At 44.3% G+C, this 22084-nt stretch carries 20 protein-coding genes and 1 tRNA gene; 18 read left to right on the forward strand and 3 right to left on the reverse strand.

Annotated features, from left to right (window positions below; genetic code table 11):
- Positions 1–73 precede the first annotated feature (73 nt).
- Positions 74–147, forward strand: a tRNA-Asn gene (locus FKX92_RS08785).
- A gap of 231 nt (positions 148–378) precedes the next feature.
- On the opposite strand, the gene FKX92_RS08790 is transcribed toward FKX92_RS08785, so the two are convergent.
- A complete protein-coding gene (locus FKX92_RS08790) occupies positions 379–1743 on the reverse strand; it encodes an aspartate kinase (protein WP_149566103.1) in 1365 nt (454 codons plus the stop codon).
- A 251-nt stretch (positions 1744–1994) separates the two neighbouring features.
- Between FKX92_RS08790 and FKX92_RS08795 the strand changes: the two genes are divergently transcribed.
- From FKX92_RS08795 to FKX92_RS08880, 17 genes are all read left to right on the forward strand, one after another.
- A complete protein-coding gene (locus FKX92_RS08795) occupies positions 1995–2786 on the forward strand; it encodes an enoyl-CoA hydratase (protein ID WP_149566104.1) in 792 nt (263 codons plus the stop codon).
- Between the two features lie 141 nt (positions 2787–2927).
- Complete coding sequence (fabT, locus tag FKX92_RS08800; RefSeq protein WP_002901186.1) at positions 2928–3362, forward strand: fatty acid biosynthesis transcriptional regulator FabT; 435 nt, start codon at positions 2928–2930, stop codon at positions 3360–3362.
- A complete protein-coding gene (locus FKX92_RS08805) occupies positions 3362–4336 on the forward strand; it encodes a beta-ketoacyl-ACP synthase III (RefSeq protein ID WP_125341570.1) in 975 nt (324 codons plus the stop codon). The genes fabT and FKX92_RS08805 overlap by 1 nt, the downstream gene beginning before the upstream one ends.
- Before the next feature lie 55 nt (positions 4337–4391).
- Positions 4392–4616, forward strand: coding sequence for an acyl carrier protein (locus FKX92_RS08810; protein ID WP_002893611.1), 225 nt, complete (start codon positions 4392–4394; stop codon positions 4614–4616).
- Between the two features lie 135 nt (positions 4617–4751).
- Positions 4752–5726 (forward strand): enoyl-[acyl-carrier-protein] reductase FabK, encoded by a 975-nt coding sequence (gene fabK, locus FKX92_RS08815; protein ID WP_002896881.1) that lies wholly within the window; start codon positions 4752–4754, stop codon positions 5724–5726.
- A complete protein-coding gene (gene fabD, locus FKX92_RS08820; protein WP_149566105.1) occupies positions 5719–6639 on the forward strand; it encodes an ACP S-malonyltransferase in 921 nt (306 codons plus the stop codon). The genes fabK and fabD overlap by 8 nt, the downstream gene beginning before the upstream one ends.
- Positions 6640–6651: 12 nt before the next feature.
- Positions 6652–7386: a 3-oxoacyl-[acyl-carrier-protein] reductase gene (gene fabG / locus FKX92_RS08825; protein ID WP_002893608.1), complete on the forward strand. Its 735-nt coding sequence runs from the start codon at positions 6652–6654 to the stop codon at positions 7384–7386.
- Between the two features lie 64 nt (positions 7387–7450).
- On the forward strand, positions 7451–8683 hold the full coding sequence (fabF, locus tag FKX92_RS08830) for a beta-ketoacyl-ACP synthase II (RefSeq protein WP_002901177.1): 1233 nt from the start codon (positions 7451–7453) through the stop codon (positions 8681–8683).
- Between the two features lie 6 nt (positions 8684–8689).
- Complete coding sequence (accB, locus tag FKX92_RS08835; RefSeq protein WP_125401276.1) at positions 8690–9178, forward strand: acetyl-CoA carboxylase biotin carboxyl carrier protein; 489 nt, start codon at positions 8690–8692, stop codon at positions 9176–9178.
- A complete protein-coding gene (gene fabZ, locus FKX92_RS08840) occupies positions 9175–9597 on the forward strand; it encodes a 3-hydroxyacyl-ACP dehydratase FabZ (protein ID WP_002896886.1) in 423 nt (140 codons plus the stop codon). Before accB ends, fabZ begins: the two co-directional genes overlap by 4 nt.
- 18 nt (positions 9598–9615) lie before the next feature.
- Entirely contained in the window at positions 9616–10983 is a 1368-nt protein-coding gene (locus FKX92_RS08845; RefSeq protein WP_149566106.1) for an acetyl-CoA carboxylase biotin carboxylase subunit, read from the forward strand.
- 99 nt (positions 10984–11082) lie between these two features.
- Complete coding sequence (gene accD / locus FKX92_RS08850) at positions 11083–11946, forward strand: acetyl-CoA carboxylase, carboxyltransferase subunit beta (RefSeq protein ID WP_149566107.1); 864 nt, start codon at positions 11083–11085, stop codon at positions 11944–11946.
- A complete protein-coding gene (locus FKX92_RS08855; protein ID WP_149566108.1) occupies positions 11943–12713 on the forward strand; it encodes an acetyl-CoA carboxylase carboxyl transferase subunit alpha in 771 nt (256 codons plus the stop codon). The genes accD and FKX92_RS08855 overlap by 4 nt, the downstream gene beginning before the upstream one ends.
- Before the next feature lie 199 nt (positions 12714–12912).
- On the forward strand, positions 12913–13461 hold the full coding sequence (locus FKX92_RS08860) for a carboxymuconolactone decarboxylase family protein (protein ID WP_149566109.1): 549 nt from the start codon (positions 12913–12915) through the stop codon (positions 13459–13461).
- Between the two features lie 18 nt (positions 13462–13479).
- Positions 13480–14544 (forward strand): acyl-CoA dehydrogenase family protein, encoded by a 1065-nt coding sequence (locus FKX92_RS08865; protein WP_049540993.1) that lies wholly within the window; start codon positions 13480–13482, stop codon positions 14542–14544.
- Between the two features lie 72 nt (positions 14545–14616).
- On the forward strand, positions 14617–15534 hold the full coding sequence (locus FKX92_RS08870; RefSeq protein WP_009659049.1) for a TDT family transporter: 918 nt from the start codon (positions 14617–14619) through the stop codon (positions 15532–15534).
- A gap of 325 nt (positions 15535–15859) precedes the next feature.
- Positions 15860–19558 carry a pullulanase gene (locus FKX92_RS08880; protein WP_149566110.1) on the forward strand — a complete coding sequence of 1233 codons (3699 nt, stop codon included), beginning with the start codon at positions 15860–15862 and terminating at the stop codon, positions 19556–19558.
- Positions 19559–19654: 96 nt separating this feature from the next.
- On the opposite strand, the gene FKX92_RS08885 is transcribed toward FKX92_RS08880, so the two are convergent.
- Both FKX92_RS08885 and FKX92_RS08890 read right to left on the reverse strand, forming a co-directional pair.
- Positions 19655–20620 (reverse strand): LacI family DNA-binding transcriptional regulator, encoded by a 966-nt coding sequence (locus FKX92_RS08885; protein WP_125401280.1) that lies wholly within the window; start codon positions 20618–20620, stop codon positions 19655–19657.
- Complete coding sequence (locus FKX92_RS08890; protein WP_149566111.1) at positions 20601–22055, reverse strand: sucrose-6-phosphate hydrolase; 1455 nt, start codon at positions 22053–22055, stop codon at positions 20601–20603. The genes FKX92_RS08885 and FKX92_RS08890 overlap by 20 nt, the downstream gene beginning before the upstream one ends.
- Positions 22056–22084: the final 29 nt, after the last annotated feature.

Here is a 22084-nt window from a genome sequence, read left to right on the forward strand (position 1 = left end):
GCAGTTAAGCCCTAGAACGCCGGAAGTAGTTGGGGGTTGCCCCCTGTGAGATATGGTAGTCGCTTAGCGTTTATCCGCCATAGCTCAGTTGGTAGTAGCGCATGACTGTTAATCATGATGTCGTAGGTTCGAGTCCTACTGGCGGAGTTTCAAAGAGGTTTTACCTCTTTTTTTGTACTTTTTGGTATTATTTACAATGGGAGATAATTCTATGATTGTGAGTGGTAGTGTTAAAAGCTATTGTTTTTCAGATAGTCTGTGAATTAAACAACAGTATTTAGCAGTTAAATCAAAAAGGCAGAAGTTAGTGCGTAACTAACTTCTGCCTTTTTCGATTATCGAGTGATTGTATGATAAAAATGCTTCTGAGGTTTACATTTATGATTCTGTACTGACTTCAAAGAAAGCTCGGTAAAGCGCGCGAATGGCAGCTTTTTCTTGATTTTTTTCAACAACAAACATGATGGATACTTCGCTTGAGCCTTGGGACATCATTTGAATGTTGATGTTATTTTCTGAAAGAGCTTTAGTTGCAGTGGCAGTAACCCCGATATGGCTTTTCATTTTTTCGCCGACAATCATGATAATGGAAAGGTCGTGTTCAATTTCTGCATGATCAACCTCTGCTTTTTGAACAAGCTGACGAAGGATCTCTTCCTCTTTGATAGGAGTTAATTCGCGCTCGCGCAAGATAATAGAGAGGTCGTCGATTCCTGTAGGCATATGCTCCCAACCAATATTCAAATCTTCTAGAATTTGAAGGACGCGTCTACCAAAGCCGATTTCTCTGTTCATCAGGTACTTGGACATGTTAATGCTGACAAATCCTGCATCTCCAGCAATTCCAACGACTGGTAGATGGTCCTTGCTGTGTTTATGGACAATTTGAGTACCTGGATGTTCTGGATTGTTGGTATTTTTAATAACCAGAGGGATTTTGCCGCGGTAAGCTGGAAGCAGAGCTTCATCATGGAGAACTGTAAAGCCAGCGTAGGCCAATTCACGCATTTCCCGATAGGTTAGCTCAGGAATGGAATGTGGTTTGTGAACGATGCCAGGATGGGCGGCAAAGATTCCGTCAACATCAGTAAAGTTCTCATAAACATCTGCTTTGACTCCCGCAGCAATGATAGAGCCCGTAATATCAGAACCCCCGCGAGAGAAAGTACAGATTTGTCCATCTTGAGTTACACCAAAGAAACCAGGAATAACTAGAACTTCATCAGAATTGTTGAGTTCTTCAATCTTATCATAGCTGGAAGGAAGAATTCTTGCATTGCTAGGTTCACTGGAAACGACGAGTCCTGCTTCTCTTGGATGTACGTAGCTAGCTGGAACGCCATTTTGACTGAAATAAGCTGCAATTAATTTGGCGTTGTTGTTTTCTCCTGCAGCAAGAAAAGTATCATAAAGAAATGCATTATCTTCAATTGGCAAAGTTGCAAGGCTTGTGATACTTTTGGAAATTTTCTCCAGAACTTTTGGTTTCAAACCTAGTTCTGCCACCATATCTGCATAGCGATTGATAATCCACTGTTGGTTTGGCGTGACATCATTTCCTGCAATATACTCTCGGTAATATTTAATCAGAGCATCGGTTACTTTGATATCGTCATCATGGCGTTTTCCTGGCGCTGATACTACAACAAATCGACGTTCAGGATCAGATTTGACAATGTTCAAAACTTTTTCTAATTGAGTCGCAGAAGCCAGTGAACTTCCGCCAAATTTTACAACTTTCATTGGTTCTCCTATCTTATTTTAAAAATTATAACAAAATTCTGAAAATTATTCAAACGCAGTTTTTATACTATATTTTAACCAAAATATTGCTTTTACACTTCAAATTTGAAGACCATCTAATTTTTCCCATCTTTTATTTCCTTTCTTTTATATTTTATGATAAAATATAAGTTGTTTATAATTTGAATATCAAATTATTTAAGAATAAAACAAAACGGCTGATTTGAAATCGGGTCGGGAATGGAGCTGAAATGACATTTAATGGAATTCTCTATCATGTAGCAGATGAGGTAGCAACGATTACTTTCAATCGTCCTGAAGTTTCAAATGGTTTTAATATTCCTATGTGTGAGGAAATTTTAGAGGCTATTGAACTTGCTGCTAAGGATGAGTCCGTCAAATTTTTAGTTATCAATGCGAATGGTAAGGTTTTTTCAGTGGGCGGGGATTTGGCTGAAATGCAGAGAGCTGTCAGTGATGATGACGTCCAATCCTTGGTGAAAATTGCCGAACTGGTCAATGATATTTCTTTTGCTATGAAACGTCTTCCTAAGCCTGTCATCATGAGCGTTGATGGTCCTGTTGCTGGTGCGGCTGCCAATATGGTCGTTGCAGCGGATTTCTGTATTGCGACTGAAAAATCCCGTTTCATTCAGGCCTTTGTCGGTGTTGGTCTGGCGCCAGATGCTGGTGGTCTTTACTTACTGACTCGTGCTATCGGGGTGACTCGGGCGACCCATCTGGTTATGACTGGGGAAGCTCTGACTGCAGAGAAAGCTCTGGATTATGGCTTGCTTTATAAAGTCTGTGAAGCAGAGAAATTGGAAAAAACAACGCAACAGTTGCTGAAGAAACTGAAACGAGGCTCTCTGAATTCTTACAGAGCCATGAAAGAAATGGTCTGGAAGAGTTTGTTTGGCGGCTGGTCTGAGTATGCTGAGCTAGAATTGGAGCTTCAGAAATCGCTGGCTTTCACAGAGGATTTCAAAGAAGGGGTTCGGGCTTATTCTGAGAAGCGTCGTCCAAACTTCACAGGTAAATAATGTACTGGTTCAAGGTTGCTTATTTTGCAAGTTGTTTACAAAAATATTTGAAAATCAAATTAATTTTCAAAAAAGCTTGCAAATTACTTTTCTATCTGATAAAATTTGATTGTCAAAGTATTTTCTTAAGGAGGTATGGTTTTGAATTTTCAGTTAGTAAATGATTACTTAACGTCTATTTTCAATAATGTCTTGGTTATTGAAGAATCGAGCCTAAGAAGCAGTCGCTTCAACGATGTCTCCATTAAGGAAATGCATACAATAGATGTCATCGGCACAACCCCAAATGCTACTCCAAGTGATATATCACGAGAATTGATGGTGACTTTGGGGACTGTTACGACTAGTTTGAATAATCTGGAGCGTAAGGGTTATATTGAGCGGCGTCGGTCGGAAGTTGACCGTCGTGTGGTGCATCTAAATTTGACAAAGAATGGGCGGCTTTTGTATCGTCTTCACAAGCGATTCCACAACCGCATGGTCATGCAGGTAGTGGATGGGATGAGTCCAGAAGAGAGACAAGTGATGCAAAAGGGCCTGCAAAATTTATATAGTTTCCTAGAGGATTTGAAATAATGAACTATGCTAAGATTAGCCAGGTGGCTCATTATGCTCCCCGTCAGGTTGTCAGCAATGATGATCTAGCCGAGATTATGGATACCAGTGATGAGTGGATTTCAAGTCGAACTGGGATTAAAAACCGCCATTTATCGTCAGATGAAACGACCAGTGATTTAGCTACAAAAGTAGCAGAGAATTTGCTGCAAAAGTCAGGAATTTCTGCTCAGGACCTGGACTTTATCATTGTTGCCACCATTACGCCGGATTCTTTAATGCCTTCAACGGCTGCTAGAGTACAGGCAAATATCGGTGCTAAGAATGCATTTGCCTTTGATTTGACAGCAGCCTGTAGTGGCTTTATCTTCGCACTATCTACTGGGGAAAAGTTTATTTCTTCAGACCGTTATCAAAAAGGTCTAGTCATAGGAAGTGAGACGCTCTCTAAGACGGTAGATTGGTCGGATCGTTCAACAGCTGTCCTCTTTGGAGATGGAGCTGGCGGTGTACTGTTGGAAAGTGCTTCAGAACAGCATTTTTTGGCAGAAAGTCAGTTTACGGACGGATCTCGCGGAGATAGTCTGACCTGCGGAAAAATTGGTTTATCTTCACCTTTTTCTGAAAAAGGTGAGAATCAGCCTTATCTAACAATGGACGGTAGAGCTATTTTCGACTTTGCTATTCGTGATGTTGCTCGTTCTATCAAGGAAACCATTGAAAGCAGTCAGCTTTCAGCGGAAGATTTGGATTTTTTGTTGCTCCATCAGGCCAATATCCGTATTTTAGATAAAATGGCTAAGAAGCTTGGTGTTGCGCGAGAGAAGCTTCCAGCCAATATGATGGAATATGGCAATACTAGCGCAGCTAGCATCCCGATTTTATTATCTGAGTGTGTGGAGCAAGGTCTGATCAAACTGAACGGAAATCAGACAATTTTGATGTCAGGTTTTGGTGGAGGTTTGACATGGGGCACGCTTATTGTTACAATTTAGTTAATCAAGTGGAAACACATGATAAAAAATATTTTATTTTTAAAGGAGTCTATCCATGGCAGTATTTGAAAAAGTACAAGAAATTATCGTTGAAGAACTTGGCAAAGAGCCATCAGAAGTTACTCTTGAGTCAACTTTCGATGATCTTGAAGCAGATTCATTGGACTTGTTCCAAGTGATTTCAGAAATTGAAGATGCATTTGACATCCAAATTGAAACTGAAGAAGGTTTGAACACAGTTGGTGATTTGGTTGCTTATGTAGAAGAAAAAACTAAATAAGCAAGTAACTGAGAGTATCGAAAGATATTCTCTCTTGTTTAGGTAATAGTTTGACTGTCAAAGTAAAGAAAATACACCAGTATGTGATAGTTTGAGATCAAGCTATTACTTAAGCAATGATAAAAGGAAGGTATTATGCAAACACGTATTACAGAATTATTGAATATTGATTATCCTATTTTTCAAGGCGGGATGGCCTGGGTTGCTGATGGTGACTTGGCTGGCGCAGTTTCAAAAGCTGGCGGTCTTGGTATCATCGGTGGCGGAAATGCACCCAAGGAAGTGGTAAAGGCTAATATTGACAAGATTAAGTCTTTGACGGACCGTCCTTTCGGAGTTAACATCATGCTCCTTTCTCCTTTTGCAGATGACATTGTGGATCTCGTCATTGAAGAGGGAGTAAAAGTAGTAACAACTGGTGCGGGTAATCCAAGCAAGCACATGGCTCGTTTCCATGAAGCGGGGATTACAGTTATCCCTGTTGTGCCAAGTGTGGCCTTGGCTAAGCGGATGGAAAAGATCGGTGCGGATGCAGTCATTGCAGAAGGCATGGAAGCTGGTGGCCACATCGGAAAATTGACTACCATGTCCTTAGTTCGTCAGGTTGCAGAAGCGGTTAGCATTCCGGTTATTGCTGCCGGTGGTATTGCAGATGGCTCTGGGGCTGCGGCTGGCTTTATGCTGGGAGCGGAGGCTGTTCAGGTCGGAACTCGCTTTGTCGTCGCTAAGGAATCCAATGCTCATCAGAACTACAAGGATATGATTTTGAAGGCTCGCGATATTGATACAACTATCTCTGCCCAGCATTTTGGTCATGCGGTTCGTGCTATCAAGAATAAGCTGACGCGTGATTTCGAAAAGGCAGAAAAAGAAGCCTTCAAGCAAGAAAATCCAGATTTGACTGTTTTTGAAAATCTGGGTGCTGGTGCTTTAGCTAATGCGGTTGTTCGCGGAGATGTGGAAAATGGTTCCGTCATGTCTGGTCAAATTGCTGGTTTAATTAGTAAGGAAGAGACAGTCGAAGAAATCCTCAAAGATATCTACTATGGTGCTGCTGAGAAGATTCAGCAGGAAGCAAAACGTTGGGCAGGAGTAACTAGAAATGACTAAAAGAGCCTTTCTCTTTGCCGGTCAGGGAGCGCAGTACCTTGGAATGGGGCGCGAGCTTTATGATCAGTATGAGCTTGTGCGGTCAACTTTTGATGAGGCTAGCCAAGTTCTAGGCTATGATGTCCGAGCTTTGATCGATCAGGATGAAGAAAAGCTCAATCAAACTCGCTACACGCAACCGGCTATTTTAACGACTTCAGTAGCTATTTATAGGATCTTGGCTGATAAGGGAATAGAACCTGATATGGTAGCTGGTCTCTCACTTGGAGAATATTCTGCCTTGGTGGCTGCGGGCGCCCTTGATTTTAAGACTGCAGTGGCCTTGGTTGCTAAGCGCGGTAGCTTCATGGAAGAGGCGGCTCCAGCTGGATCAGGGAAAATGGTCGCAGTTTTAAATGCAGAAGTTTCTCTCATCGAAGCGGTCTGTCAAGAAGCAAGTGCTATTGGTGTAGTCTCACCAGCTAACTATAATACGCCTAGTCAAATCGTTATCGGCGGAGAAGTGGCAGCGGTGGACAAGGCTGTGGAGCTTTTGAAAGATGCCGGTGTCAAGCGCTTAATCCCGCTCAATGTATCCGGGCCTTTCCATACGGCGCTTTTAAGGCCAGCCAGCCAACGATTGGCAGAAGTCTTGGAAACAGTTGAGTTTTCAGATTTTGTACGGCCATTAGTCGGAAATACAGAAGCAACTGTGATGGAAAAAGAGAGAGTCAAAGAGCTTTTGACTCGTCAGGTAATGGAGCCAGTGCGCTTTTATGACAGCATTGCTAAAATGCAGGAAGCTGGTGTGACTGAATTTATCGAAATCGGTCCTGGCAAAGTCCTATCTGGTTTTATTAAGAAAATTGATAAATCTGCGGATGTACGCCAAGTTGAAGATGTAGAAAGTTTGAATGCTCTTCTAGAAAAATAATGAGGAATCATCATGGAATTACAAAACAAGAATGTGTTAATTACAGGGTCCGCTCGTGGGATTGGGCTGGCAATTGCGCATAAATTTGCCAGTGTCGGAGCCAATGTTATCTTAAACGGACTAAGCGGGATTTCTGATGATATTTTGGCTGAATTTGCCGGCTATTCTGGTAAAGTCGTAGCTGTTATTGGGGATGTGTCTAAATCTGCGGATGCTCAGCGGATAGTGGAAGAAGCTGTTGCGGCTCTGGGGTCTGTTGATGTATTGGTCAATAATGCTGGTATTACCCGTGATAAGCTCATGCTGAAAATGACGGAAGAAGATTTTGAGCAGGTGCTGAAAGTGAACTTGACTGGAACATTCAATATGACACAATCAGTCCTGAAACCGATGACAAAAGCTCGTCAGGGTGCTATTATCAACCTATCGAGTGTCGTTGGTTTGGCTGGAAATATCGGTCAGGCAAACTATGCAGCTTCCAAGGCCGGTCTGATTGGTTTTTCTAAGTCAGTAGCCCGTGAAGTGGCAGCGCGTAATATCCGTGTGAACTGCATTGCCCCTGGCTTTATCGCATCTGATATGACAGATGTGCTCCCAGAAAAAATTAAGGAAGCGTCTCTGGCGCTCATTCCGATGAAGCGTTTTGGTACTCCGGAAGAAGTAGCGGATGTTGCTCTCTTCTTGGCAGGTCAAGAATATCTGACGGGTCAAGTCATCACGATTGATGGCGGCTTTACTATGCAGTAAGTCACAGTTTTTGAATATTAACGAGTAGAAAATCAGTTGATTCATCTAAATAAAGGAGCTCAATATGAAACTTAATCGAGTTGTTGTAACAGGATACGGTTTAACTTCACCTATCGGGAATACTCCAGAAGAATTCTGGAATAATTTAAAAGAAGGCAATATTGGAATCGGTCCAATTACTAAATTTGATCATAGTGAATACAGTGTTCACAATGCGGCGGAAATTCAGGATTTTCCATTTGATAAATATTTTGTCAAAAAGGATACCAACCGTTATGATAATTACACTCTTTATGCGCTTTATGCCTCTCAAGAAGCGGTGAATAATGCTCACTTAGATGTAGATACGCTGGATAAGGATCGCTTTGGTGTCATCGTTGCCTCAGGTATCGGCGGGATTCAGGAAATTGAAGAGCAGGTTGTTCGCTTGCATGAAAAAGGTCCTAAACGTATCAAACCTTTGACCTTGCCAAAAGCCCTGCCAAATATGGGGGCAGGAAATGTGGCTATGCGCTTTGGAGCCAATGGTATCTGTAAGTCGGTCAATACAGCCTGTGCCTCAGCAAACGATGCGATTGGTGAAGCTTTCCGCTCAATTAAATTCGGTTATCAAGATGTGATGCTGGTTGGTGGTTCAGAAGCTTCTATTACACCATTTGCGATTGCTGGTTTCCAAGCTCTGACTGCTCTTTCTACCACAGAAGATCCTAAGCGTGCTTCTATTCCTTTTGACAAGGACCGCAATGGCTTTGTCATGGGTGAAGGTTCTGGTATGCTGGTTCTGGAAAGCTTGGAACATGCTGAGAAGCGCGGAGCTACTATCTTGGCTGAGGTAGTAGGATACGGCCACACTTGTGACGCTTACCATATGACTTCTCCGCATCCAGAAGGTTTGGGAGCTATCAAGGCGATCAAACAGGCAGTTGAAGAAGCTGAAATTGAGCCAAAAGATGTGGCTTATGTCAATGCTCATGGTACATCGACCCCTGCTAATGAAAAAGGCGAAAGCGGAGCCATTGTTTCTGTCTTTGGTAAAGATGTAGCGGTGTCTTCTACTAAATCCTTTACAGGACATTTGCTCGGTGCAGCGGGCGCGGTTGAGGCTATTGCGACGATTGAAGCAATGCGTCATAGCTATGTGCCAAAAACAGCTGGTACAACAGAGCTGCCAGACTATATTGAAGCCAACGTTATTTACGGTCAAGGTAAGGAACAGGAAATCCCTTATGCGATTTCCAATACATTTGGCTTTGGCGGCCACAATGCAGTTCTTGCCTTTAAACGCTGGGAGGCTTAAAAACCTATGAATATCAACGAAATTAAAGATTTAATGGCGCAGTTTGACCAGTCTAGTCTGCGTGAGTTTTCTTACAAAAATCAGAGCGATGAGCTGACTTTTAGTAAGAATGAAGGTCAGGCTGCAGTTCCAACAGCCAGCTCTGCTCCAATTGCTGCACCTTTGCAGGCTGCGAGTGCGCCTGTGATTGAGCCAATTCCTCAAGCAGCTCCGTCTGTAGAGCCAGAAACAGCTTCAGAAGCTCCGGCACCTGCTGCTGAAGGTGATGTTGTGGAAAGCCCTTTGGTTGGTGTGGCTTACTTAGCAGCTGGTCCAGACAAGCCGCCGTTTGTATCAGTTGGAGACCAAGTTAAAAAAGGTCAAACCCTGATGATTATTGAAGCAATGAAGGTCATGAATGAAGTTCCAGCACCTAAAGATGGTCTGGTTACAGAAATTCTGGTTCAGAATGAAGAAATGGTTGAATTTGGGAAAGGGCTGGTACGGATCAAATGATTGATATTAATGCAATAAAAGAAGCACTTCCGCATCGCTATCCAATGCTTTTGGTAGACCGCGTTTTGGAAGTTAGTGAAGATGAGATTGTTGCTCTGAAAAATGTAACAGTCAATGAGCCTTTCTTTAACGGGCATTTTCCTCAGTATCCTGTTATGCCAGGTGTCTTGATCATGGAAGCTCTGGCTCAAACAGCCGGCGTGCTGGAATTGTCCAAAGAAGAAAATAAGGGCAAACTGGTCTTCTATGCTGGCATGGACAAGGTTAAGTTCAAGAAGCAAGTTGTACCAGGTGATCAACTGATTATGACAGCTAAGTTTGTCAAGCGCCGCGGAACGATTGCGGTTGTAGAGGCGAAAGCAGAAGTTGATGGAAAACTTGCAGCCAGCGGTACCTTGACCTTTGCGATTGGCCAGTAGATAAAAGGAGCTTTCACCATGTTTCGTAAAATTTTAATTGCTAACCGTGGGGAAATTGCGGTCAGAATTATTCGTGCAGCCCGCGAGTTGGGAATTGATACGGTAGCTGTTTATTCAACGGCTGACAAGGAAGCACTCCATACCTTACTGGCTGATGAGGCCGTCTGCATCGGTCCAGCCAAGTCCACAGATTCTTATCTGAATATGAACGCTGTCCTGTCTGCTGCTGTCTTGACAGGTGCAGAAGCCATTCATCCTGGTTTTGGTTTTTTGAGTGAAAACTCCAAATTTGCGACTATGTGCGAAGAAGTCGGCATTAAGTTTATTGGGCCTTCAGGTGCTGTGATGGACTTGATGGGGGACAAGATTAATGCTCGGGCTCAGATGATTAAGGCGAAAGTGCCGGTTATCCCAGGTTCTGATGGAGAAGTCCATACCTCTGAAGAAGCCTTGGTAGTCGCCGAAAAGATTGGCTATCCAGTCATGCTTAAAGCTTCTGCTGGCGGCGGCGGCAAGGGCATTCGTAAGGTTGAAAAGGCTGAGGATTTAGTATCGGCCTTTGAGTCTGCATCTAGCGAAGCCAAAGCAGCCTTTGGTAATGGTGCCATGTATATGGAGCGAGTCATCTATCCAGCGCGCCATATTGAAGTGCAGATTTTGGCGGATCAGCAGGGGCATGTGGTCCACTTGGGCGAGCGGGATTGCTCTTTGCAGCGTAATAATCAGAAAGTGCTGGAAGAAAGTCCATCCGTGGCGATTGGGAAAACCCTGCGTCAGCAGATTGGTGAAGCAGCTGTTCGGGCTGCTCAGTCTGTCGGCTATGAAAATGCTGGTACAATTGAGTTTCTGCTTGATGAAGCAAAGGGTGAATTCTACTTTATGGAGATGAACACTCGGGTGCAGGTCGAGCATCCAGTCACCGAGTTTGTTACTGGTGTGGATATTGTAAAAGAGCAAATCAAGATTGCAAACGGTCAAGAGCTGTCCTTCAGTCAGGATGATGTTGAAATCCGAGGGCATGCAATTGAGTGTCGGATCAATGCTGAAAATCCAGCCTTTAACTTTGCGCCGAGTCCTGGTAAGATTTCAAATGTTTATCTACCAAGCGGTGGAGTGGGGCTGCGCGTGGATTCAGCCGTCTATCCTGGCTACACCATCCCCCCTTACTACGATAGCATGATTGCGAAGATAATTGTTCATGGGGAAAATCGCTTTGATGCTCTCATGAAGATGCAACGTGCACTCTATGAACTAGAAATTGACGGTGTTGTGACCAACAGCGGCTTCCAACTGGACTTAATCTCAGATTCTAATGTAATTGCTGGTGATTATGACACAGCCTTTCTCATGGAGAAGTTCCTTCCGGCTTATCAAGAGAAACAATAGATACGACATGTAAGAGCTACTCTGTAAATTCGAAAGACGGTGGCTTTTGCTGTTTGATGTGCCTGAGTATAAAATCTTGAAAAGGAGAAGACGTAAACGATGGCTTTGTTTTCAAAGAAGGATAAATATATCCGTATCAATCCTAATCGAGCGAGTCGGGAAAAGCCTCAAGCAAAGCCTGAGGTACCAGACGAACTCTTTTCGAAATGCCCAGGTTGTAAGCATACCATTTACCAAAAAGATCTTGGAAATGACAGTGTGTGCCCTAACTGTGGCTATAATTTCCGTATTTCTGCTCATGAGCGCTTAAATCTAACTGTGGATGAGAACAGTTTTGAGGAGATGTTCACTGGAATTGAAACCAAGGATCCTCTGAACTTCCCTAACTATCAGGAGAAATTAGCACTTACCCGCGAGAAGACAGGCTTAGATGAGGCAGTTTTGACTGGGACAGCTAGTATCAAGGGGCATAAAATGGCTCTTGGCATCATGGATTCAAACTTTATTATGGCTTCTATGGGGACAGTTGTGGGTGAAAAGATTACCCGTCTCTTTGAGTATGCGACAGAGCATAAATTGCCAGTCGTTCTGTTTACGGCTTCTGGCGGTGCCCGCATGCAGGAAGGTATTATGAGCTTGATGCAGATGGCTAAGATTTCTGCAGCGGTGCAGCGTCACTCTGCAGCAGGTCTCTTCTATCTGACCGTCTTGACAGATCCGACAACTGGTGGTGTCACAGCCTCTTTTGCCATGGAAGGCGATATTATTCTGGCTGAAACACAGGCTCTAGTTGGATTTGCCGGACGTCGAGTTATCGAGTCCACTGTTCGTGAGAAGCTGCCAGATGATTTTCAAAAGGCTGAGTTTCTCATGGAGCATGGTTTTGTGGATGCCATCGTCAAGCGTGGTGATATGAGAGATACACTTGCTACCTTATTAGCATTCCATGGAGGTCAAGCATGACAAAAATCACTCGGATTATTAAAGAAGCGCGTGATCAGGCTCGTTTGACTGCGCTGGATTTTGCACAAGGAATTTTTGATAACTTCGTCGAGCTGCATGGAGATCGCTCTTTTCGAGATGACGGTGCAGTGATTGGCGGTATTGGGACGCTAAACGGTCAGCCTGTAACGGTGGTCGGTATTCAAAAGGGACGCAATTTGCAGGATAATCTGCGCAGAAACTTTGGTCAGCCGCATCCGGAAGGCTACCGCAAGGCTCTGCGCCTCATGAAGCAGGCGGAAAAATTTGGACGTCCTGTGGTAACCTTTATCAATACGGCAGGTGCTTATCCTGGTGTCGGTGCTGAGGAGCGTGGTCAAGGGGAGGCTATTGCCCGTAACTTGATGGAAATGAGCAATCTCAAAGTACCGATTATTGCCATCATCATTGGTGAAGGTGGCTCAGGCGGAGCCTTGGCTTTGGCTGTAGCAGACAAGGTCTGGATGCTGGAAAACTCTATGTATGCAGTTCTCAGCCCGGAAGGTTTTGCTTCTATCCTCTGGAAAGACGGCAGCCGCGCTATGGAAGCGGCAGAACTGATGAAAATTACTTCACACGAGCTCTTGCAGATGGAAGTGGTGGATAAGGTTATTCCTGAAAGAGGCTTTAACAACCATGAATTACTGGCTGCAGTGAAAGAAGAAATCGCTGCTGAGTTGGATAATCTGTCTCAGCTTCCCTTGGAACAATTACTGGAAAATCGCTACCAGCGATTCAGGAGATATTAAAAAATCGAAGCCAGAAGGCTTCTTTTTCTCGTTTCGGATTCTTATTTGGAATTGATGTGGAGCTACCTCACGAGGGAAATATATTTTAGTTTGAAAAATCGCATTATATTCTCTTTATAGGACTTATATAAAATATATATTATACAAGCCATTGATCCTATGTTAAGATAGTTTCTAATTAAAAGAAATGAGGTTTCATATGTCAGAATTTACTATCCACACGATTGAGTCCGCACCAGCTGAGGTAAAAGAAGTCCTGGAAACTGTTCAAAAAGATAACGGTGGCTATATTCCTAATCTTATTGGTCTTTTGGCCAATGCACCAACTGCCTTGGAAACATATCGGACGGTCGGAGCCATCAATCGCCGTAACAGCCTGACACCGACTGAGCGTGAAGTAGTGCAGATAACGGCTGCAGTTACCAACGGATGTGCTTTCTGTGTAGCGGGTCATACAGCCTTTTCAATCAAGCAGATTCAAATGAATGATGATCTTTTGGATGCTCTGCGCAATCGTACTCCAATTGATACAGATCCGAAGCTAGATACGCTTGCTAAATTTACCATTGCTGTCATTAATACTAAGGGACGGGTCGGAGATGAGGCTTTGGCAGACTTCCTAGAAGCAGGCTATACACATGAGAATGCTCTAGATGTAGTTCTGGGTGTCAGCCTTGCGACCCTTTGCAATTATGCCAATAATTTGGCCAACACGCCAATTAATCCGGAATTGCAACCTTATGCTTAGTCTTTGAGGAGGTGGCAAATGACATTTTTTTCAGAAGAGTTTATCAACTGGTTGGATAATCACGCTGACCAAATTGACAAAGAATCCTGTGCAGCGGGTAACCAACTGATTGAGCGTATCGCCGCTGAAGGAGCCTTTAGGGTTGGCGTTCCAGAAGAGCTGGGAGGCCGAGGTGGCAATGATACGGATGTGATTGAAGTGCTCAAGGAGCTGGCTCACCATTCCTTGACCGCTTCCTTTATCTCTTGGGGACAAAGGACCTTTATTGATAACATTTTAAAATCTCCTAATCCCTACTTTAGAGACCACTATTTGGAAGGGCTCCTGTCAGGGGAATATGCAGGTGCGACAGCCCTGTCCAATGCTGTCAAATTCCTGTCGGACCTAGAGGAGTTAAATGTCTCTATTGTGGAGGAAGACGGGCAGCTTTATCTCAAGGGGCGTCTGCCTTGGGTAACCAATGCTCGAGCGGATCGCTTCCTCAGTATATTTGTTGCCGGTTTCGAAGACGGGAGCCGCCAGCCTCTGGTTCTGGCTGTGCCGTCTGACGCAGAGAATTTCTCCCGTTCAGCGGATTTAGAGTTTGTATCCTTGCAAGGGGGAAATACAGCTGCCCTGACCTTTAACCATGTGCCTTTGCAAGAGAAATGGATTCTCGCTCGAGATGCCCAGACCTTTTTGGCAGAAAATCGCCCAGCTTTTCTAGGTTATCAGTTTGGTCTGGCTCTTGGCCTAGCGGAGAAATCGCTGGCGGAGGTCGAAGCTAATCTGTCAGTCCGCTCTATTTTGAGAGAGGAGTGGGAGGAGCAAGTGGCTGCTCTGACTGCGATCCAGGATCAGCTCTATAGAGGTCTTCTTCAGCCTGGTTATTTTGTTGAGCGTCCTAAGGAGCTCTTCCAGCTGCGAATTGATATAGTTGATGTGGTGGCCCAAAGTCTGCTCTTAGAGCTGCAGGCTAGTGGAGGCAGAGGATATTTGAGTAATTCGACTTCTGGCTTTATTCGCCGTTGGAACGAAGGAGCTTTTCTTCCCATTGTCTCACCGAGTGCAGTCCAGCTACGGCATATTTTAGAAGTTTCATAGAAATGATAGCAAACAAACGTTTGATTGTCATTGAAAAGGGACTTCAAGACATTACTATAAAGGAGTTGCATCGTGAACAGCAAACGACCGCCCATTCTCTTATCCGGGTTGATTCTTGGCCTATTTGGTTTAGCTAATCTTTTACTGAACTACCATTCTATCTTTTTCCACTTCTTGAATGGTCTGGCTTTGATACTTTGGCTTTATCTGACACTGGCTTTAGTGCTGTCATTTTCGTACTATCGACAGGATTTGCAAAAGGCCCCTTTCTTATCGAGCTTTGCGACTTATCCTATGGCTAGTATGCTCTTAGCTGCTTACCTAAGCAAGCTTGGCTTATTTTGGGTGAGTCAGTTGCTTTGGTACATGGCCTTGCTGCTGCATGTTTTTCTAATAGTTATCTTTACTTGGAAGAATGTGTTTAAGGCCGAAGGATTATCTTTAACCCCGAGCTGGACGGTCCTATATGTTGGATTAGCCATGGCAAGCTTGACTCAGGGTGTAGTTCATCAGCCGCTTTTGGGCTATTTGGCTTGGTTTTTTGCTCTGCTACTGAGTTTGCTTCTCTATCCCTTGTTTTACAAGGTTAGGCGGACACAAAGGCTGCCAGATACTTTAAAGCCACAGTGGGCCATTTACTGTGCGCCTTTCTCGCTCCTGCTGGGAAGTTATATCCGTCTGGCTGGTTCTGATGCTGAAGGTTGGTTTGTTGCCTTGCTGCTCCTCTTATCGCAGGCCTTTTATCTCTTGGTCCTATGTCTTTTACCTCGCATTTTCCGACTGGGGCCTCAGCTTAGCTGGTCAGCCTTGACCTTTCCTCTTGTCAATACAGCTTTTGCCCTGAAACTGGGACTTGATTATCTAGGTTGGACCTGGCTTGTTTGGCTAAGTCATGCAGAAGCTCTGCTAGCTTTCGCAATCGTCCTCTATGTTTGTTTTTACTATACAGTCTCATTGCGAGCTAGAAAGATAACAAAAAATCCGAGATGATACTCTTTGAAAATCTGTTTTTGATTTTCTCTGAGTTGATCTCGGATTTTTTAATTTTAGCAAAATAAGTCTGCATTTAGACTTAGTGATAAGGGAAAAGTTGTGTACAAGTCATCCGTTTTTAAGGTGGTTCATAACTGTCAAAGGTGGTTTAAACCAGAAATAGTTTATCCTAATCATCAAAATCCGCACAGAGATCATGAAATATCTGAGTTAAAAAACTCTCCTTGAAAACCTTTACAACTTGAAAAAAAATCGGTATAATAAATAAAGAAAACGTTTGCATAGATGTTCTCTATAAGAAATACAAAGGAGTTTTCTGTTTATGAAAAATAACGATCACCTACAGTCTCGGATGGGCGAAAAGCGTCATTATTTTGGCATCCGTCGTTTAAAAGTAGGAGTAGCATCTGTTGTCATTGCCTCAGGTTTCCTACTGGGAAATGCCCAATTAGTCCGAGCGGATGAGGCGAGCACATCGACCAGCCCAGCAACAGAAGCAGTCTCTGATATAAATGCGGCAGCCCAACCTAAGTCAGCAGATGAAGAAAAAACTGGAGAGGCAGATAGTTCAGGAGCGGGGGCTTCAGAGCAGGCTGCTCCAACTGGTGTGCTAGCAGATCAAGCTCCAGCTGGTGCAGGTTCAGAAGCAGCTGGTCAAGAAGCTGCAAATCCAAGTGAAAAAGACAAGCAAGAACCAGCTAGTCAGCCGCAAGCTTCGGCGAAAGACGCTATCGAAGAAGGTAATATTCGCTTTCATTTCAAAACCTTGCCGTCACAAAATCTAGACAGCTTGGGCTTGTGGACTTGGGACGATGTTGAGACACCTTCTAGCCAAAAGGGAGCTTGGCCGACTGGAGCAACTAGCTTTGCGACTGCTAAAGAAGACGACTACGGCTATTATCTTGATGTCAAGATGGCCGAAAAACGAAGCAAGATTAGCCTTTTAATCAATAATACAGCTGGGCAAAATATTACAGGTGACAAGACAGTTGAGCTGCTCAGTCCTCAGATGAATGAGGTTTGGTTTGACACAGACTATCAACCTCATACTTATGAGCCTTTGAAAAAAGGGATGGTTCGAATCAACTACTATCGTACAGATGGGCAGTATGATAAGAAGTCGCTCTGGCTCTGGGGAGATGTCCAAAACCCAAGCAAGAATTGGCCTGACGGAGTGGACTTTGAGAAGACTGGGAAATATGGTCGCTATGTAGATGTTCCTTTGAAAGATGCTGCTAAGATGATTGGCTTTTTACTTTTAGACGAAAGCAAATCAGGAGATGATGTGAAGATTCAAAATCAGGATTATAATTTCACGAATTTGGAAAAAAACAGCCAAATTTTCTTGCGTGATGCGGATCCGAAAGTTTATACCAATCCTTACTTTGTCAACGATATTCGTATGACGGGGGCCCAGCATATTGGCTTGACCGAGATTGAAGCCAGCTTTTCTACCTTAGAGAATGCTAAAAAAGAGGACATTTTAAAGAACTTAAAGATTACAGACAAAGATGGCCATGAAGTCGTTGTTAAAGATGTGGTTCTGGATCCTAAGACCAAAAGTGCCAAATTCATCGGTGATTTTAACCAAGCTCAGTCACCTTATCTTATCAAATATGGCAATGACCAATTCAAAACCAGCATGAACTGGCAACTGAAAGACAGCCTTTACAAGTATGATGGTGATTTGGGAGCACGTGTTTCTCAGGCGGGCAAACAAGTGGATCTAACCTTCTGGTCACCGAGTGCGGACCAAGTTGATTTGGTGGTCTATGACAAAGAAGATCAGAACAAGGTCATTGGTCGCCTAGCTATGCAGAGAGGTGAGTCTGGCACATGGACGAGTAGCTTGACCCCTGAGAGCGGTCTGGGGATTTCTGACTATCGAGGGTATTTCTATCATTATGAAATTACTCGTGGCGGCAAAAAAGTTCTGGTGCTGGATCCTTATGCTAAGTCTTTAGCTGCTTGGAACAGTGAAGACGCGGACAAGGGGGATGCCTACAAGATTGCCAAGGCAGCATTTGTAGATCCAAGTGAATATGGACCGAAAGACCTGACCTATGCTACTATTCCGAACTTCAAGAAGCGGGAAGATGCCTTGATTTATGAGGCGCACGTTCGTGACTTTACCTCTGATCCAGCTATTTCAAAGGATTTGAAATCTCAATTTGGAACTTTCTCAGCTTTCATTGAGAAATTGGATTATTTGAAAGACTTAGGAGTGACCCACGTTCAGCTCTTGCCAGTTCTAAGTTATTACTTTGTAAATGAGCTGAAAAATGCTGAGCGCATGGACAAGTACGCTTCTAGCAACAGCAACTATAACTGGGGCTATGACCCGCAAAACTACTTCTCGCTGACAGGTATGTACTCCAGTGCGCCGACAGATCCAGCCAAGCGCATTGAGGAATTCAAAAATCTTGTCAATGAAATTCATAAGCGCGGCATGGGCGTTATCATGGATGTGGTCTATAATCATACGGCTAAAACCTCTATCTTTGAGGATTTGGAGCCCAATTACTACCACTTTATGGATGCGGATCGTACACCGAGATCCAGCTTTGGCGGCGGCCGCTTGGGTACTACTCACTATATGAGCAGACGGGTCTTGGTGGATTCGATCAAGTACCTGACAGAGCAGTACAAGGTAGATGGTTTCCGCTTTGATATGATGGGGGACCACGATGCTGAGTCCATCCAAAAAGCTTTTGAAGAAGCCAAGAAGCTGAATCCAAATCTCATTATGCTGGGTGAGGGCTGGAAGACTTATGCAGGTGATGAAAATAAAGCTGTCCAGCCGGCTGACCAATCTTGGATGAAGTCAACAGACACGGTAGCAGTCTTCTCTGATGATATTCGCAATACCTTGAAATCAGGTTATCCAAATGAGGGAACACCAGCCTTTATCACCGGTGGCAAACGCAGTGTAGAAAATGTCTTTAAAAACATCAAGGCGCAACCAACCAATTTTGAGGCGGATAGCCCAGGGGATGTGATCCAATACATCGCAGCCCATGATAATCTGACGCTCTTTGATATCATTGCCCAGTCGATCAAGAAAGATCCGGCAGTGGCTGCCAATTATCAAGAGATTCATCGCCGCCTACGTCTGGGAAATCTGATGATTCTGACTTCGCAAGGGACACCATTTATCCACTCTGGTCAAGAGTACGGCCGGACCAAGCAATTCCGTGATCCCGACTATAAATATCCGGTCTCTGAAGACAAGGTTCCAAACAAAGCGCATTTGTTGACCAATGAAGACGGCACGCCCTTTGACTATCCATACTTCATTCATGATTCTTATGATTCGAGTGACGCGGTCAACCACTTTGACTGGACCAAGGCGACTGATTCGGAGAAATTCCCTGAAAATGCCAAGAGTCGGGCCTATATGAAAGGCTTGATTGCCTTGCGGAAATCAACGGATGCCTTTACCCGCAGTTCCAAAGATGAAGTGGAGCAAAATGTGACCCTCATCACCCAGCCTGGTACGGATGGTATTGAGAAAGAAGACCTTGTTCTCGGCTACCAAGTAGTTGCGTCGAATGGCGATATTTATGCTGTCTTTGTCAATGCGGACACCAAGGAACGACAATTCAACTTTGGTGAAGCCTACAAGCATCTAGCAGGTGCAGAGGTTGTAGCAGACGGCAATACCGCAGGAGTGACAGCCATTTCTGATCCAGCAGGTATTACCAGAAACAGCAATGGTTTAGCTCTAGCTCCGCTGACAGCGACTATTTTGCGACTTCGAAAAGCGAACCCAGCTCAGGAAGAAAAATCCCAAGCTCCAGCAGCTCAAGAAGAGCAGCTGTCTGCTCCTTCTGTGGTCAGCGTTCAGCCTCAAGCTTTATCCTTGGATGGGCAAAAAGCTCTGGCTTCAGAAGTAAAAGAAGCGAATAACCAAACAGAAAAAACCTTGCCAAAAACGGGAACAAGTACTTCCCTGCTGGCACTTTTAGGTGGTTTCCTTGCTTTCCTAGCCGGTCTGCTAACCTTTAGAAAGAAAGAGTAGTAATTTGATTAATGCCCTGTGAGAAATTTTTTAGACTATGGCTAAATAAAGACGACTTCCAATAATGGAGGTCGTCTTTGCTTGCTTATATCTGTGTTAAACACTCTTACCAGGCAAGAGGCTGACTGGCAGGAAATAGCCAGTTGTTTGGACTTCTTGGCCAGCAATTTTTTTGAGGAGCAGGTCTACAGAGAGACGGGCGATATCTTTCAGTGGCTGCTTGATAGTTGCTAGCTGCGGGTAGTAGTTCTCTACAAAGTAGGTACCATCGTAGCCAATGATTTTCAAATCTTTAGGAATCTGGATGTCCAGCTCCTGAGCGACCTTCATAATTAAAATGGCTGTCAGATCGTCTGATGTAAAAATGCCATCAGGTTTGGTCTGAGTCAGAATTTGCTTGATTTCCATTTCCTTGCGGACGGGAGAAAAATCACTGGATACATTGATAATCGGTGCGTCCGGCAGGACGGAAGCGAAGCCAGCGTGGCGCAGGCCGGTTGGCGAGTTGGAATTGTCATTGCCGGTTATCATGATGATGTTTTGTGCCCCAGCCTTGACCAAGGTCTGAGCCGCCAGCACTCCGCCACCATAGTTGTCTGAGGAGACGACAGGGATATCCGGAGAAAGATTGCGGTCAAAGGCAATGATTGGAGCAGTCACGCGATTGTAGTCCTCAATGCCTAGATTGTGGCTGCCAGAAATGATGCCGTCCACCTGATTGGCTTCCAGCATCTCAAGGTATTCACGCTCCTTATCAGAGTCATGCTCACTATTGCAGATGATGGTTTTATAGCCTTGTTTAAAGAGCTCATGCTCCAGCTTGTCAATCAATTCTGCATAAAAGACATTGCTGATATTAGGGAAAATGAGTCCAATTAGCTTGGCTGATTTTCCTTGGAGGCTGCGCGCCAGATTGTTGGGCTTGTAGGCCAATTCTCGCATGGCTGCCTCAACCTTAGAGATCGTTTTGTCGGATAAGTAGCCTTTTCTGTTGATGACGCGGGAAACAGTTGTGGGGCTGACTCCTGCTAGTTTTGCTACATCAGTTAGCTTTGCGACCATAATCTAATTCATAGTAAGTACCGGTTGGATTGCCTTTGGTAATGGCAATGCCTGTCTGGTCTTCTCTCGGGAAGACACGACCGGAAAATACTTTCTCTCCTTTATTGATGAAAATTTCAAAAATTGATTTATCGATGAAGATAGTAGCACTAGTTGCTTCTTTGTCAATATTACAGCTTCGGCTGGTTCCAAAGTCCAGAGCGAATGGCTCACCCGCTTGACTGCGGTCAACAGTCACTTGACCTGCCTTGAGGTCGAAATTGATGCGTAGGCCCTTGCTATCCTTGTCCGCAAAGAGAATGATTTCGTGTTCGGCGTCTGCAGCGAGATTCAACTCTAGTTCGTAGCTATTCTTGCTTTCTACCAAAGCAGCGAAAGGTTGTTCCTCTGCTCGCAAATTCTTGATAGCAGGCACTGGGTACTGGTAGAGTTTTCCGTCTTTCAGACTTAATTCCTTAACGAGAGAGAAGGCACCTTGATGGTCGAAGCGGTCAGATGGGTATTCCACATCAGGCAAGCCTAGCCAGCTGACAGCGAGTGCACGACCGTCAGGTGCGTTAAAAGCTTGGGTCGCGTAGCAGTCGAAACCGTAGTCCAGATTTTGGATAGGGCTTGGATTAATCATAGCAGCTTTATTTGTGTCAAACGATTGACCTATTTTATACATGTTTGGATAAATGTTGCTATAATCCAGTACATCCTTAGACAAGCCTTGAGGGCAATAGAGCAGGATTGGCTGGTCGTTGATAAAGACTAGATTAGGACACTCCATCATATAGGCTGTCTTGTCATTGGCGAAGTCCAAATCGCCGACGACTTCCCAGTTGCTATAGTCATTATCAACAGCCTTGTAAAGCTTGATATATCCTTGTTTATCTAGGTTTTGCCCACCGACAATGGCATAGAATTGCCCTTTGTAGTTGAAAATCTGTGGATCACGGAAGTGGTCAGTCGCTTCAGCAGGTTGTTCAATCAAGACCTTGTCAATTTTTTCCAGCTTGCCTGATTTGTCTAACAAGGCACCGATTTGATAAGGATGACGCACCCAGTTTTCATCACGAACATTGCCAGTATAGAAGAGAAAGAGCTTGTCGTCAAACTGCATGGCAGAGCCAGAATAGGCGCCGTGGCTATCTAGAGGAGTATCTGGCAGCACCCGAAGGCCAGTTTCCGTGAAGTGAACTAGGTCATCGCTTTCCATCTGGACCCAGCACTTGAGACCGTGAGCTGCTCCGAAAGGAAAGTTTTGGTAGAAAACCACCCACTTGCCATCAAAATAAGAAAAGCCATTGGGGTCATTTAGGAGACCTGTCTGAGGCTCTACATGGTAGTTAGCCCGCCAAGGAGATTTAGCGATGTTTTCTTTGATCTGCTGTAGCTCTTCCTGAGTCCAGTCTTCATAGCGTTTGTAGCGTTTTTCAGTCGTCCAAGCCAATCTTTTGTCCTCCGAATCATATTATTTCT

Origin of the sequence: Streptococcus sanguinis, from assembly GCF_008329445.1 — a bacterium.
GTDB lineage: Bacteria > Bacillota > Bacilli > Lactobacillales > Streptococcaceae > Streptococcus > Streptococcus sanguinis_O.

Bases quoted from the DNA above. Each gene is read 5' to 3' on its own strand.
- FKX92_RS08790 (WP_149566103.1), bottom strand. From the start codon at position 1,743: ATGAAAGTTGTAAAATTTGGCGGAAGTTCACTGGCTTCTGCGACTCAA.
- FKX92_RS08885 (WP_125401280.1), bottom strand. From the start codon at position 20,620: ATGGTCGCAAAGCTAACTGATGTAGCAAAACTAGCAGGAGTCAGCCCC.
- fabK (WP_002896881.1), top strand. From the start codon at position 4,752: ATGCAAACACGTATTACAGAATTATTGAATATTGATTATCCTATTTTT.
- fabF (WP_002901177.1), top strand. From the start codon at position 7,451: ATGAAACTTAATCGAGTTGTTGTAACAGGATACGGTTTAACTTCACCT.
- FKX92_RS08880 (WP_149566110.1), top strand. From the start codon at position 15,860: ATGAAAAATAACGATCACCTACAGTCTCGGATGGGCGAAAAGCGTCAT.
- FKX92_RS08865 (WP_049540993.1), top strand. From the start codon at position 13,480: ATGACATTTTTTTCAGAAGAGTTTATCAACTGGTTGGATAATCACGCT.
- accB (WP_125401276.1), top strand. From the start codon at position 8,690: ATGAATATCAACGAAATTAAAGATTTAATGGCGCAGTTTGACCAGTCT.
- accD (WP_149566107.1), top strand. From the start codon at position 11,083: ATGGCTTTGTTTTCAAAGAAGGATAAATATATCCGTATCAATCCTAAT.
- fabD (WP_149566105.1), top strand. From the start codon at position 5,719: ATGACTAAAAGAGCCTTTCTCTTTGCCGGTCAGGGAGCGCAGTACCTT.
- FKX92_RS08860 (WP_149566109.1), top strand. From the start codon at position 12,913: ATGTCAGAATTTACTATCCACACGATTGAGTCCGCACCAGCTGAGGTA.
- FKX92_RS08805 (WP_125341570.1), top strand. From the start codon at position 3,362: ATGAACTATGCTAAGATTAGCCAGGTGGCTCATTATGCTCCCCGTCAG.
- fabZ (WP_002896886.1), top strand. From the start codon at position 9,175: ATGATTGATATTAATGCAATAAAAGAAGCACTTCCGCATCGCTATCCA.
- FKX92_RS08845 (WP_149566106.1), top strand. From the start codon at position 9,616: ATGTTTCGTAAAATTTTAATTGCTAACCGTGGGGAAATTGCGGTCAGA.
- fabG (WP_002893608.1), top strand. From the start codon at position 6,652: ATGGAATTACAAAACAAGAATGTGTTAATTACAGGGTCCGCTCGTGGG.
- FKX92_RS08855 (WP_149566108.1), top strand. From the start codon at position 11,943: ATGACAAAAATCACTCGGATTATTAAAGAAGCGCGTGATCAGGCTCGT.
- FKX92_RS08810 (WP_002893611.1), top strand. From the start codon at position 4,392: ATGGCAGTATTTGAAAAAGTACAAGAAATTATCGTTGAAGAACTTGGC.
- FKX92_RS08795 (WP_149566104.1), top strand. From the start codon at position 1,995: ATGACATTTAATGGAATTCTCTATCATGTAGCAGATGAGGTAGCAACG.